A 13477-nucleotide genomic window follows, 5' to 3' on the forward strand; every position below is an offset into this window, starting at 1 on the left:
GCGCCATGTCCCGCGCTGACAGCTTTCCGCTTACGGGCGGTGCCCTGCACTCCCGCCGCAAACGCATGACCCGCGTCTCGAAACAGGAAGACGCACCTCGCGAGCAGCCTGACCTGTTCGATTATGTCCCCCCAGTCAGACGCACCCGCCTGATGCCGGAAGAAGCTCCTCTTCTCATTGTCACGACGCGCGCTTTCTCCGAGAAAGAGCGCGATGATGGCTGGCTTTACAGCCTACTTCCTGCTGCACAGGCGCGGTCTATGATGGAGGAGGGGCTGACGCTGGATGCCCGCGCGCCCCTGATGTTCTGCGAACGGCCTGCGCTGTTGCCGCTCTTTGCCGCCGCTGCCGAAGAGCCTGCCGAGACCGGGACGACTCTGCTGCGCGTACGTAGGACCCATGTCGCGCCCTGGCTGGAAGATGACCCCGATATGAGTGCGCGTCTGGGCGCAGCCTGCTATCTGCTGTCGCGACAGATACCGATCGGCTGAAGCCGGTTTCTACTCCTGATCGTTATATAAGGATCCAGTCATGGACGATATCGCCCTCGCTGAAGTCACGCGCGGTGGACGCATCGAATCCCTTCATCTCGGCCGTATCGCTGTTATGGACGATACCGGCCGGGTCATTCAGGCACATGGTGCCACTGACAGGCCAGTTTTTCCACGCTCGACGGTCAAGGCCCTTCTGGCCCTGCCTCTGGTGGAAACCGGCGCTGCCGACCGCCTCGGTCTGACCGATGCCGAGCTGGCGCTGGCCTGCGCTTCTCATGGCGGTGAACCCCGCCATGCCGAAACCGCTGCCGCCATGCTGGCCAAGGTCGGCCAGACCCTGACCTGTCTCGAATGCGGCGCCCATTGGCCAACCTTCGACGAGGCCGCCCACGCCCTTGCCGCTACGGGCGCGACACCGACTGCTCTGCATAATAACTGTTCAGGCAAACATGCCGGTCTGATCTGCCTTTCGATCGACCAGTCTCTCGACCCGGCAGGCTATATCGACCCCAGTCACGAGGCGCAGCGCCAGGTGACCGATGCGCTTGTCATGGCAACATCCATCCCACATAATGAGGACAATCGCGGTCTCGATGGCTGTTCCATGCCGACCTACGCCATCCCGCTTTCGGCGCTGGCTACAGGTTTCGCCCGTTTCGGCACAGGAAGAAATTTTTCATCGGGTCATGCGTCGGCAGCCGCACGTCTGCGTTCTGCTGTCGCGTCCGAGCCCTTCATGGTGGCAGGGAGCGGACGTTTCGATACGATATTGATGGCGCATTTCGGTAGCCGAATCTTCTGCAAGATGGGTGCAGAAGGGGTGATGGTCGCGTCCGTGCCCGAACTTGGGCTGGGCATTGCGATCAAGACCGATGATGGCGCGAACCGGGCGGCAGAGGTGGCTTTAGCCTCGCTTCTGCTCGGGTTCGATGAGGCTGGCTGGTCTGATTCAGACCGCGCCGTGCTGACCGGATTGTCGCATCAGGTGATGAAAAACTGGAATGGACGAGAAGTCGGCACGTTGCGTGCCGCTGGAAAAGGATAAGACCAACCCATGGCGATAGATACAGAGGCCGGAAACACAGAAGGCGGACTGGCGTCGGTTTTCGATGCAACAAAATTCAAGATTGTGGTCATCGGCGTGCTGGCAGCTCTTGCCGGTCTGATGTCCGGTCTGGATATCGGCGTTGTTGCCGGTGCACTCGATTTCTTCGCCAAGCAATACAACGCCTCGACCTTCGCGCAGGAATGGGTCGTCAGCTCGATGATGGCCGGTGCAGCCGTGGGTGCCCTCGCGGCTGGCTGGATGGCCCATGCACTGGGGCGTAAGCGTTCGCTCATCGTCGGCGCCTCGATTTTCGTGATCGGCTCGATCGGCTGCGCGCTCAGCTGGTCGATTCCCTCCATGATCTGCTTTCGCGTGGTCATGGGTCTGGCTGTCGGCATTTCCGCCTTCACGGCCCCACTCTACCTGTCCGAGATTGCCAGTGAGGCAACCCGCGGCGCCATGGTGTCGACCTATCAGCTCATGGTCACGGTCGGCATCTTCATTGCCTTCCTGTCCAACACCTATTTCTCGTATTCGGGTGACTGGCGCTGGATGTTCGGCGTGGCTGCCATCCCGGCCGCTCTCTTCCTGCTGGGCGTGCTCTTTCTGCCTTACAGCCCGCGCTGGCTGATCATGCAGGGGCGCCATAAGGAAGCGCGCGAAGTTCTGCTCTCGTTGCGTGAAGACCCGCTTGAAGCTGCCAAGGAGATCAAGGCGATCCGCGAGCAGCTCGAGATCAAGCAGCACGGCTTCGAACTGCTCAAGACCAACTCGAATTTCCGTCGCTCAATCGCGCTCGGCATCATGTTGCAGGCCATGCAGCAGCTCGCTGGCATCAACATCATCATGTATTACGCGCCGAAGATCCTCTCCAGCGCGGGTTTCGATGCCACCTCGCAGATGTGGTGCACCGCCATTATCGGCCTTGTGAACATGCTCGCGACCTTCATCGCGGTCGGTCTTGTCGATAAATGGGGCCGCAAGCCCATTCTGTATATCGGCTTCTCCGTCATGGCGCTCGGCATGGCCGCTCTTGCCGTGCTGCTCAACACGGACATGTCTGGCGAGACCTCGAAGTTCATCGCGATCTTTCTGCTGCTGCTGTTCTGCACGGGCTTTGCCATGTCAGCCGGGCCGCTCATGTGGGTGCTGTGCTCCGAAATCCAGCCCATGCAGGGCCGTAATCTCGGCATCTCGCTCTCCACGCTTACCAACTGGATCACCAACATGGTGGTTGGAGCCAGCTTCCTGACGCTGATGAATACCTTCGGTACCTCGGGCACGTTCTGGCTCTTTGCCGGTCTGAACGCCTCGTTCATCCTGCTGACGTTCCTCTTCGTGCCGGAGACCAAGGGCATGTCGCTGGAAGTCATCGAGAAGCGTCTCATGGCAGGCGAGAAGCTTCGCAAGCTCGGACGTTAAGGTTACGCGGGGCGCTGCCCCGCCACCCGGAAAGGGGCTTGCCCCTCTCCTTCCCCTCAAATGGGTTTTCAAAGGGCGACCGCCCTTTGGTGGGGGCTGGGGCAGAGCGAGGCAAATGAAGCAAAAATGAAGATTGTACGAAACTTGCTGCGTCTCTCTTTGCGAGAGGGGGCAAATGCCGGAAATTAGGGGAGTTCTTACGCGAAGGCTGCCAGAAACATGCTTCAATTCGCCCCGTCCTCTACCGGTTCGCTCGTTATGCTGGCGATCTGTTTCCTGCTGGTTTGCGTCTTCGAGTTTGCCAATGGCTTTCATGACACGGCCAATGCTGTCGCTACGGTCATCTACACCAACTCACTGAAGCCACGCGTGGCGGTTATCTGGTCGGGGCTGATGAACCTGCTAGGCGTGCTGCTGGGCGGGATCGCAGTGGCTTACACGCTCGTTGAGCTGCTGCCCCCCGATGTGCTGACGCCGCCCAATGGCAATCCGGCAGTGCCGATGCTGGTGGCCCTGTTCGGCACGGCTCTGGCGTGGAATCTCTGCACCTGGTGGTTTGGTATTCCCAACTCTTCGTCGCATTGCACGATCGGTGCGCTTATCGGCATTGCGATAGGGGATTCCTTCGTCCATGCACGGGCTCTTGGGCATAGCGTGGATTGGGGGCAGATCTGGAAAGTGCTTCGGGCTCTGGCAATTTCGCCTTTGCTTGGCTTCTTTCTGGCTGGGCTGCTGTATCTGATCATTCGCTTTGCGATCAAGATGCCAGCGTTGTTCACACCGCCGAAACCGGATGAGAGCCCGCACCCCGTTGTACGGGCGCTGCTGATCCTGACCTGCACCTCGGTCAGCTTTTCGCACGGAAGTAATGACGGACAGAAAAGCATCGGTCTGATCATGCTGACGATTATCGGCCTCATGCCTGCCAGCTTCGCCATGAACCCCGACCATCCGGCAGATCGTGCGCAACTGGCGCAGGTAGCCCGGCAGGCTCGCCCCTTGATCGAGCAATACGATCGCTACAGCTTCAAGCCCGATGCTCTGGCCGCGATCGACAGCCTCGTGAGGGTGGACAGCCCTGCGACGCCCGCGCAGATCCGCGGCGATGTTTATGAGATCCTCTCCGGGCTGAGAGATGTGAAAGCCAATCCGGCATCGTCAGGTAGCGAGAAGGCGACAAGCGACCGTCTGGCGAGAACGCTGCGCCCTACAGTTGAATATGCCCCTTACTGGGTGCGTATCCTGAGCGCGCTTTGCCTCGGGATTGGTACCATGATCGGTTACCGGCGCATCGTCAAAACCCTCGGTGAGGGTATCGGCAAGCGCCACCTCACCCCGGCTCAGGGCGCCGCCTCGGAACTGGTCGGTGCGGGGTTGATCGCATCTGCCGGCTATACAGGCCTGCCGGTCTCGACGACTCACATCATCACTTCGGGTGTGGCGGGCACGATGGTTACTGCAGGTTCAGGCATCAATATGCGCATGCTCACCAAGATCGCCCTCGCCTGGATCTTCACTCTGCCGATCACCATCACCGTCGCCGCCTGCGCCTTCTACGCGCTGGACTGAGGGACGCTTTTTTCTGGAACAGGCATGAGTCACAGGGCGCGCAAACCACCGCGCCTCAGACCGCCTGAAGCGTAAAGCACTCCCAATCGCTGGGCTCGGTGCGATCGCAGCAAAGCCGACCGTCGGAGACGGCGCAGAGAAAGCGATGCGTCTCGCTGCTGAAAAAAGTTACCCTTCCATCGGGAAACCGATGAAAGCGGTAGTAGAGTGTTGCCCCCTGATTATTGTCCTTTTCAACTGACAGGCAGTCACCCAGAGGGGTCGTGAGCGCCGCCCAGCCCTGTCGACCCAGATAAGCCACCAGCTTGACGATACGTTCCCCTTCACCGCTACCGTGATGCACGATGCCGGTCTGACGGTCGATCTGCACGAAACTCTTATGGTCAGTTTGAAGCGTGTAGGCATTTTCTCTGTCGACGCCTTCAGGGTCGTGTGTCGTGACATCGCGCCAGAAGCGCGCAGAAACGAGATCGATCAAGGCACGCGCAGCTTTTATGGGATCCTCAAGACGGTACAGTGCCGGTTGGCCCGGAACAAATTTTTCAAGCTTGATTCCGGGGGCGGTCACGTACCGTATACGGGCCTTGTTCGCCCGATCCATAAGCGCAAAATTCGAGGAAATCAGCCCATCGCAGGTCATGGCTATACCTGCGGGTCTAGGGCAGAAAATGTCGTTGTGAAAGGCAGAGCCGACAAAGCCGGTTGTCGGCCGGTGTTCGGAAAAGAGGCGCAATTGCTGCCTCAGACGCAGTGTCTCGGGAGCAACGATCGAAAATCCTTCTCGCGCAAGATAGGCAGCAACGTCACGCTCACCGTCGATGAGACGCATCTGGCTATTGCATCCCGCCCGAGACAGATAGATCGGTCGCCCATCGGCGATATCCTCGCCATAGGTTTCACCGAGATCGTTACAATACTTGGCAAAAACGCGATGGGCAAAATGGTTTTCCTCGAACGACGTTCCTGCAATGATAAGCAACTTCACCCGCGTGGGCCGCTCAAAAACGACGAAGTCGTCGCGACCTAGCTCAAGCAGGGAAAAGAAGTCAGCCAGCCAGGGAAGCGCGAAAAGAGAGGCGAGTGTTTTCTCGGCGTGGACGAGAATCTTCAGCCCACCATAGACCTGACGTCCGCACCAGTAGCGAGGCAGGGTTTCGGTGATGAAGTGACCATAATGAGGGACAATGTTACCACCATAGAAATAAGCCGGTTCGGGCGACGGGGGAAACGCGCCCGACGGGCTGATGCAGCAACTCGCTGACTGTCCCAGAGCGGCGTTCGGCCAGCCGCGACGGGGCCCAGCAGTGGGAATCATACGGCCATAAAAATCGTACACCCCGTATTGTGAGTCATAATGTCCAGGAATTCTGGGCAGATAGAGCGTATCATGAAAGGTCTGAATCGGAGGGTCGATGTCGAAAACCTTCAGACCGTAATCGACGCAATGAGATTCTTCGACCATAATATATGAGATTATCTTTCTCTATTATTTTGCATTCGATATATAGTCATATATTAGATTTCATATCATATCGAATTCGAGAAAATTCACAAATATATTACCTGCTTTATCTCATGCCGTGACCTGAACGGTTTCTGATAGGCAGCTGCTTTACAGTCCTGCCTCAATTTTTTCTTCCTTGCATGCAAGTTTCACGAACCCGTGACCTTTTGCCGCGTTCGGGAAAACGCAAATCTGATGCACGGGAGTTTTGGCTCGATGATTGCTCCGTTCTGGTCACGAGGTAAGCGTAAACTCTGCACAGGCTGCGGTAACGATGCCGGATTCGACCTGCCTATTACCATGGCCTTCCAACCGATCGTCGATCTCACAAACCGCCGTGTCTTCGCTTATGAGGCGCTCGTTCGTGGAACGAATGGCGCCAGCGCACAGGAAGTCTTGTCCCGCGTCACGCCTGAAAATCGCTATGCCTTCGACCAGAAATGCCGTGTTACCGCGATTGCCCTGGCAGCAGAGCTTGGGCTCGCCGAACAGGGCGCGCTCTTGTCGATCAATTTTCTACCTAATGCCGTCTACGAACCCAGCGCCTGTATCGGGGCGACACTCGAAGCGGCGCAGCGCGTTAATTTTCCGACGACGAACATTCTTTTCGAGTTCTGCGAGAATGAAGCTCTGGACACTAACCACCTCCTTCATATCCTGCAGAGCTACGAGACAATGGGCTTCAAGACGGCGATCGACGATTTTGGCGCCGGCTATGCTGGCCTCAACCTGTTGGCGCAGTTTCAGCCTGATTATGTGAAACTCGACATGGGTCTCTCACGCGATATCGACACCACCCCCGTCAAGCAAGTCATGATGCGCCATACGGTTGCCATGCTCGAAGGGCTCGGCATCACGCCCATCTGCGAAGGCGTGGAAACTGCAAGCGAGGCCAGCGCCCTCGCAGAAATCGGGATCTCGCTGCAACAGGGCTACGTGTACGCAAAACCTGCTCTGGCAGAACTCCCCATGGTGCATTGATCGGGCTGTCTGGTGAGAGATTTTCCCCCCCGACCTTCGATTTGCAAGACCTGTTCGTTTATTCCGCAAGCCGTTGATATAACTACGCTAGTATCAAAAACTCACGCTGGCGTATCCGGCTTTCTATCCGGGTAGGCGCCACGATTTTATAACTGGCCCATATGCCAAGATGGCGAAAGACCCCCAGATCGAGGATCTTTCGCATCGCCAGGGCTATTCGATAAAGCCGACTTCAAACTTTGCCTTGCCCGCAAGCGACTGCAAGTTGGTGTTTTCGGGGTAGGACTTCATGAGCGGGAAGAATACCGACCCGCCGATAATACTACGGCCGTCAGCGTCTTCAGGACGCAAGCCCCAGACATCCTGATACGTCATCGGCACAGTTTGACCGTTCACAGTCGTATTCCCGATATACATCATGATGTGACCGGGAATGTGAATGAGCGTGGTAAACGGCTTGCCGTTTTTAACGAGATAATCGAGCCGCGCCTCCACATCTGCCTTGCCCAGATCGACGGTGCGGCTTGTCGCCTGGATCTGTGCCAGCGAGTTGCGCGGCATGAGGATGCCAAAGGGTATGAGCAGACTACGCAGCTCCGCCGAGCAGTCGTTGTAGAAGTTATAATTGCCCCAACCATAGGGACGGTTGACAAGCGAGCGCACAAGCATGGCGAGATTACTGCGATTCATCGCTAGCGGCATCGGTGCGAAGGCTTGATCCTGGTCTGCGTACCAGGCGATCTGCGCATGTCCTGTGGCATCGCTCACTGGGATAGCCACCTCGGTTACGCCAGATTTAGCACTTCTAAGCGGCAAAATCGTACCGATGCGGGCCGAGAAATGAAAAACGTTATCGTCAAAAATCGAGACGGGCTGACGGGTCGCTGCACCGAGATGTGCTGACGCCATTTTGACCCAGCTATTCACGAACGGCTCACGTGCCTGAGCGATATCCTCATAATGCACCCAGCCTGTGACATCCGACGAGACAACATATCTCCAGCGATGATCGCGACTGACGGTCAGTGTGTAGACAGGTGTACCAGGCCGCACAGACGACATCTGAAGATTATCGAACGGATAGCCCTCGCCTGCCTTGCGCGGGTCGTTATAGGCGGGATCATCTGTAGGGAGCACCCGCACAAGGGTTTCCCGCAGAGCGATACCGCGATTGGCAGCGTGATAGCCGTTATCGATCTCTACCGCGGCGTTATCGCGCACCGCATTTTTCCACGCGTCATCGTGAATTCTGAAGTTCTGCCCCCAGGACTGACGCGCCGCACCCAGATAAGCATTGATACCCCAGTCGCGCGTGCTTTCCACGCCGGTTGCGAGCATCTTGCCCATAAAGACAGGATTCCAAGGGGAATGGCCGTCATCGCCCATACCGAAATATTGTGATTTCAGCGCCGCGAAATAACGCTGCTGGGTTGCAGCGTCGATAAGGACCGCAGTCGGGTCAGCGCCGGCCAGGATCCATTGATCGACCGACTGCGAGTAGTTTGTAAGAGGGAAAACGGATTTGGTCGGGTCGATATAGTCTGGGTTCAACCTCGCTGCGTCTTGAGGCGCACGAACCGGTCCGCTCTGACAAGCAGCGAGGACAAGAGGCGCGATAAGCCAGGACGAACGTAGTATCTGGGTGGGAATTCGATGTCTCAAGGCATTACCTCTTGTTCAAGGAGAATATAGTTCCAATATACACGAAAACAGGATAAAATGTAGTTCGCGATACTCTATCCGGTGATGCCGCCTTTCCTTTCAATACGTGCATGTCTAGGCTGAGGACTCATAGCCAAAACAAGACTGTTGCGGCGAGGCAGACTGCGGAGAAGAAGACGGTCGGGCATCTGTCGTAGCGTGTTGCGACCCGTCTCCAGTCCTTGAGCCTGCCGAACATGATCTCGATACGGTTGCGTCTTTTGTATTTCCGTTTGTCTTATTTGACCGGTTTTGAACGAGATTTTCGGCCAGGAATACAGGGTTTGATCCCTTTCTCCTCCAGGGCATCCCTGAACCAGTCAGCGTCATAGCCCCGGTCTGCCAGCATCCATTCGGCTGATGGCAGACTGCCCAGAAGGGCAGCAGCACCAGTATAATCACTGATCTGACCTACTGTCATGAAGAAGTCGAGCGGACGTCCGTTCCGGTCAGTGACAGCATGTAGCTTCGTATTCATCCCGCCTTTGGTCCGCCCGATCAAACGGCCTGGGCCCCCTTTTTTAACCGCAGGCTCGAAGCCGTGCGATGGGCCTTGAGATTAGGTCGCATCAATCATGATTGTCTGAGGCTCTGCCTTGCCAGTAGCCAATCCCTCCATCATGCGGATGAAGATCCCCATAGCACTCCAGCGCTTCCAGCGGTTGTAGAGCGTCTTGTGTGGACCGTATTCCCGAGGCGCATCACGCCAGCGCAGACCATTTCTGTTCACGAAAATGATCCCGCTCAACACACGACGATCATCAACGCGAGGTTTGCCATGCCTCTTCGGGAAAAAGGGCCGCAAACGATCCATCTGCTCTTACGTCAGCCAATACAGGTCACTCATCTTCAGTCTCCTCACAGAGCCTGAATCAGATCTCCGCCATCAAATCAATGGGTCCTGGGCCTAATAAGTGACAGCGTACGACTGCGGAAATCAATGTCTTTCCAGCAGAGAGAAACGGACTACGATAAACGGCAGGCTTGTTCGATCGACCATCTGACGAGCCACATATCATCGGCATGCTCGGATGTCGAAACGATCTCTACGAGGCGGTCATATTCACTTTGGTAACTGTTCTCACCATCAAGCATCGCCAACCGCCTGTTACGCTTCCTGTCAGCGCCTTGCGGCCGTTTCACAACCCTGCCCGAAGCATGATTGACCGTATGGATATCCCATTCACTGATCGCATGCTGAACGATGCTGGCGAGGAGATTGAGCCGCTTGACCACGGTCGCTGGCGCATAACCGTCCGACAACATGCGCTCGCGAAAAGCCCGAACGTCAGCAGGCTGCCACTTACTTACCATGACATCGACGACAAGGTCATCGAGCAGGGCAGGGATGTGACCCGTACGATCCGCTTGGCGATGGGCCATGCATTCGTCGCGATAGCGTTCCACCAGTCGTCTAAGTGGTGTCTTGTCGAGGGACGAGGTGTCTTTGAACTGGCGAATATCGACTTCAGCGCGTTTTTCAGTGAGCCAGCGACGAGCCTGTGCCGAGGATGCGAAGGTCTTTCTCAGGCGTTTGCCATTGACCATCTTGCGGGCCTGATACTGGCCGGGACCACGGTACCATACGCCCTTGGGGAGCGGTTTACCTGTGGCGGGATCGATGCCTGATCTTTCTGATTCGCTCATGCGAAGCCCCTGATACCAAAGAGCCATAATTTCCTGATTGGCTCAGGAATGGCTCAAAATCAACATTTTGGTAAATCAGGATTTTGCTTCTGATCCGCTGCATCCCGCAGAAAACTGCGATAAATGCCGTGGTGTCCCGTACGGGATTCGAACCCGTGTTACCGCCGTGAAAGGGCGGTGTCCTAGGCCTCTAGACGAACGGGACTGGAGGCGTGAGCGGCTGATTATCCCAGCGTCGGGAAGGGGTCAACCCTAAATCGTGGCAGCGTCCAAAATAAAAAAGCTAAGCATGTCCTGACCTTGCCATTGCTCGCAGCGCAACTGACCGGCTACGTGCAGAACCGGCATGGCCCGGTCTTCCAGCAGGGCCGCATAGGCCTTGTCGGCAGCCCGAAAGACCAGCCCGCGCAGCCTGCCGCCATCCTCGCCTTGCAGGATGACGCGCAGCGTATTGCCGTCGCGACCGATACGCTCGGTCTTGACGGCACGCACGCGGCTTATGGCAATGATCGGCTCTTCATGCCCTGCGCCAAACGGTCCGAGCCGAGCGAGCTGGGTCGCAATCTCTGCCGTGGCACCGCGCAGGCTCAGAATACCGTCGATACACAGCGCGTCATGGCGTGGGCGCTGGCGTGCTTCGGCGAGGGTATCGTCGAGGAACGCGTGGAAGGCCTGAGCCTTGTCCTGTGGGAGAGAGAAACCGGCTGCCATGGCGTGGCCGCCGCCCGTCAGCAGCAGGCCCGACTGGCTCGCGCCGATAATGGCCGCGCCGATATCGATGCCGGGCACCGAACGTGCCGAGCCCTTGATCAGTCCATTCTGCACCGCACCTACCAGTATAGGTCGATTGCATCGCTCGCGCACACGGCTTGCGACGATACCCACCACGCCGGGATGCCAGTCCTCTCCATGCAGAAAAAGCGCGGCATGGCCCGCTTCGAGCTGCGCTTCGGCCTGCTGATAGGCTTCTGTCAGAATATCCGCTTCGACGGTCTGGCGCTGGCGGTTGATCTCGTCGAGTTTTTCCGCCAGCGCGCGCGCTTCGAAGGCATCGTCGCTGAGCAGGAGCGTCACCCCAAGCTCGGCCTGTGCAATGCGCCCACCTGCGTTGATGCGTGGTCCGATGCCGAAGCCGCAGGCCATGGCGCTGGCCGTCTCCTTCACACCAGCCACAGAGGCCAGGGTAGCGAGACCAAGCCGCTCGCCTCTTCCCATGACGCGCAGTCCCTGCGCCACAAAGGCGCGATTCAGATCGCGCAGCGGCATGACATCGCAGATTGTCGCTAGGGCCACGAGATCGAGCTTGCGCAGCAGGGCGGGTTCTTCATGCGTGTCGAACCAGCCCGACAACCTGAGCGCGCGACAGGTGGCGATGAGGGTCAGAAAAGCTACACTGGTGGCGCAGAGATGCCCAAGGCCGGAATCGCAGTCCAAACGATTGGGATTGACCACGATACAGCTTGGCAGAACCGCCCCATCGGGCTTGTGATGGTCCAGCACGATGATGTCGCCACTCTCGCCTAGCCGGTCGAGCAGCGATACAGCGGCCGTCCCGCAATCGACGCATATCAGCAGCGTGGCGCCTTTTTCGCGCAGCCCTTCAAGCGCAGGGCCGTTTGGGCCGTACCCCTCTTTCTGTCGGTCGGGAATATGGAAATGGACGGCGCAGCCGAGATCACGCAGGGTCTCGGTCAGGATAGTGGTGCCGCAGGCACCATCGACATCGTAATCGCCAAAGACGCCGATCGTCTCACCGGCCCTGACCGCTTCCGCCAGCCGGGCAGACGCCCTGTCCATGTCGCGTAGACAGGAAGGGTCCGGCAGCCAGTCGCGGAGGCGCGGGTCGAGAAAAGCCGCGACACGGGTTGCGTCCACCCCCCGGCTCTGGAGGATGCGCGCCAGAATTTCAGGAATGGCGGCGCGCTGCGCCATGGCCAGAGCCAGTCGTCCATCGCCGGTGGCGAGGCTATCATCGCGCCAGACCCAGGCCCTTCCGCTACCGCTGGAATGGACCGAAAGAACCGGTTCTGGCGAGGCGATGAGTGAGGGGGCGTCAGACATACGCCCCCTTATAGTCTGGGTTCAGTGAGCTGCCCACGTCTTGGTGGAGAAATCGTGACGCCCTTCGATGAAGCGCACCGTCGCCGATTTCGACCGCATGACGATGGAATGCGTGCGGGCAATGGTCGGGCCATAAAAGCGTACGCCACGCAACAACGTCCCGGTGGTGACGCCCGTTGCCGAGAATAGCACGTCGCCGCGCGCCATGTCGTGCAGGCCAAGCTTGCGGGTCGGGTCGTTACCCGGATCCATCGAGCGGGCACGTTCGACTTGGCTCTCATCCTCGAACATGAGGCGGCCCTGCATCTGGCCACCCACGCAACGCACGGCAGCGGCAGCCAGAACACCTTCCGGCGCGCCGCCTGAACCGGCGTAGATGTCTACGCGGCTTTCATCCATACAGGCGGCGATGGCAGCGGCTACGTCGCCATCGGTCAGCAGCATGACGCGTGCGCCAGCTTCGCGGGCACGGGCGATCAGCTCTTCATGACGCTCGCGGTCGAGGGCGCACATGGTGATGGAGGAGATATCCTTGCCCTTGGCCTTGGCAAGATCGCGCAGCGTGGTCTCGATGGGGGCATCGATATCGATTAGATCGGGGGGCAGGTTCGGCCCGACGACCAGCTTCTCCATATAGATGTCCGGAGCGTGCAGGAAATTGCCGCTTTCAGCCAGCGCCACCATGGTCATGGCATTGGGCATGTCCTTGGCGCAGAGATTAGTGCCCTCGAGCGGATCGACGGCGATATCCATCTTCGGCCCGCCAGCGCCCACCTTTTCGCCGATATAGAGCATCGGCGCTTCGTCCATCTCACCCTCACCGATAACGACCGTTCCCTCGATCGCTACCGTGTCGAACGCAGCCCGCATGGCCTGAACGGCCGCACCGTCAGCCTCGTTCTTTTCCCCACGGCCTGTCCAGGCCGATGACGAGATGGCCGCAGCCTCTGTCACGCGAACGAGTTCGAGTGCGAGGTTGCGATCCGTCACTTTATACTTAGGAGAGAAAGGCATCCGGTAAATCCTATCTGTACTCTATCCGGCTGAGCC

The 13477-nt window shown here is 58.2% G+C and carries 10 protein-coding genes, 1 tRNA gene and 1 pseudogene; 5 read left to right on the forward strand and 7 right to left on the reverse strand.

What is annotated here, in order from left to right; genetic code table 11:
- Positions 1 to 5: 5 nt before the first annotated feature.
- From ABHV46_RS09200 to ABHV46_RS09215, 4 genes are all read left to right on the forward strand, one after another.
- Positions 6 to 491 (forward strand): hypothetical protein, encoded by a 486-nt coding sequence (locus tag ABHV46_RS09200; protein WP_438381223.1) that lies wholly within the window; start codon positions 6 to 8, stop codon positions 489 to 491.
- Between the two features lie 40 nt (positions 492 to 531).
- A complete protein-coding gene (locus tag ABHV46_RS09205; RefSeq protein WP_438381224.1) occupies positions 532 to 1539 on the forward strand; it encodes an asparaginase in 1008 nt (335 codons plus the stop codon).
- Positions 1540 to 1548: 9 nt separating this feature from the next.
- Positions 1549 to 2964 (forward strand): sugar porter family MFS transporter, encoded by a 1416-nt coding sequence (locus ABHV46_RS09210; protein WP_438381225.1) that lies wholly within the window; start codon positions 1549 to 1551, stop codon positions 2962 to 2964.
- A gap of 219 nt (positions 2965 to 3183) precedes the next feature.
- Positions 3184 to 4533, forward strand: a complete 1350-nt coding sequence (locus ABHV46_RS09215) for an inorganic phosphate transporter (protein WP_438381226.1) — start codon at positions 3184 to 3186, stop codon at positions 4531 to 4533.
- Between the two features lie 55 nt (positions 4534 to 4588).
- On the opposite strand, the gene ABHV46_RS09220 is transcribed toward ABHV46_RS09215, so the two are convergent.
- On the reverse strand, positions 4589 to 5995 hold the full coding sequence (locus ABHV46_RS09220; protein WP_438381227.1) for a glycosyltransferase 61 family protein: 1407 nt from the start codon (positions 5993 to 5995) through the stop codon (positions 4589 to 4591).
- A 258-nt stretch (positions 5996 to 6253) separates the two neighbouring features.
- Here ABHV46_RS09220 and ABHV46_RS09225 point away from each other — a divergent pair, with 258 nt between their 5' ends.
- A complete protein-coding gene (locus tag ABHV46_RS09225) occupies positions 6254 to 7018 on the forward strand; it encodes an EAL domain-containing protein (protein WP_438381228.1) in 765 nt (254 codons plus the stop codon).
- Between the two features lie 213 nt (positions 7019 to 7231).
- On the opposite strand, the gene ABHV46_RS09230 is transcribed toward ABHV46_RS09225, so the two are convergent.
- The 6 genes and pseudogenes from ABHV46_RS09230 to glpX form a co-directional block, all read right to left on the reverse strand.
- Entirely contained in the window at positions 7232 to 8680 is a 1449-nt protein-coding gene (locus tag ABHV46_RS09230; RefSeq protein WP_438381229.1) for an SH3 domain-containing protein, read from the reverse strand.
- Positions 8681 to 8807: 127 nt separating this feature from the next.
- Positions 8808 to 9533, reverse strand: a pseudogene (locus ABHV46_RS09235) (IS5 family transposase).
- Between the two features lie 152 nt (positions 9534 to 9685).
- Complete coding sequence (locus ABHV46_RS09240) at positions 9686 to 10366, reverse strand: site-specific integrase (RefSeq protein ID WP_438381230.1); 681 nt, start codon at positions 10364 to 10366, stop codon at positions 9686 to 9688.
- A 129-nt stretch (positions 10367 to 10495) separates the two neighbouring features.
- Positions 10496 to 10571 (reverse strand) — tRNA-Glu (locus ABHV46_RS09245).
- Positions 10572 to 10618: 47 nt separating this feature from the next.
- The gene (recJ, locus tag ABHV46_RS09250; RefSeq protein WP_438381231.1) at positions 10619 to 12427 is read right to left on the reverse strand and encodes a single-stranded-DNA-specific exonuclease RecJ; all 1809 of its coding nucleotides are present in this window, start codon (positions 12425 to 12427) and stop codon (positions 10619 to 10621) included.
- Between the two features lie 21 nt (positions 12428 to 12448).
- Complete coding sequence (gene glpX / locus ABHV46_RS09255) at positions 12449 to 13441, reverse strand: class II fructose-bisphosphatase (RefSeq protein WP_035443016.1); 993 nt, start codon at positions 13439 to 13441, stop codon at positions 12449 to 12451.
- Positions 13442 to 13477 lie beyond the last annotated feature (36 nt).

The sequence above is a fragment of the Asaia sp. BMEF1 genome, from assembly GCF_051628905.1.
Lineage (GTDB): Bacteria > Pseudomonadota > Alphaproteobacteria > Acetobacterales > Acetobacteraceae > Asaia.

Coding starts and splice junctions, on each gene's coding strand:
- ABHV46_RS09200 (WP_438381223.1), top strand. CDS start 6: ATGTCCCGCGCTGACAGCTTTCCGCTTACGGGCGGTGCCCTGCACTCC.
- ABHV46_RS09205 (WP_438381224.1), top strand. CDS start 532: ATGGACGATATCGCCCTCGCTGAAGTCACGCGCGGTGGACGCATCGAA.
- ABHV46_RS09210 (WP_438381225.1), top strand. CDS start 1,549: ATGGCGATAGATACAGAGGCCGGAAACACAGAAGGCGGACTGGCGTCG.
- ABHV46_RS09215 (WP_438381226.1), top strand. CDS start 3,184: ATGCTTCAATTCGCCCCGTCCTCTACCGGTTCGCTCGTTATGCTGGCG.
- ABHV46_RS09220 (WP_438381227.1), bottom strand. CDS start 5,995: ATGGTCGAAGAATCTCATTGCGTCGATTACGGTCTGAAGGTTTTCGAC.
- ABHV46_RS09225 (WP_438381228.1), top strand. CDS start 6,254: ATGATTGCTCCGTTCTGGTCACGAGGTAAGCGTAAACTCTGCACAGGC.
- ABHV46_RS09240 (WP_438381230.1), bottom strand. CDS start 10,366: ATGAGCGAATCAGAAAGATCAGGCATCGATCCCGCCACAGGTAAACCG.
- recJ (WP_438381231.1), bottom strand. CDS start 12,427: ATGTCTGACGCCCCCTCACTCATCGCCTCGCCAGAACCGGTTCTTTCG.
- glpX (WP_035443016.1), bottom strand. CDS start 13,441: ATGCCTTTCTCTCCTAAGTATAAAGTGACGGATCGCAACCTCGCACTC.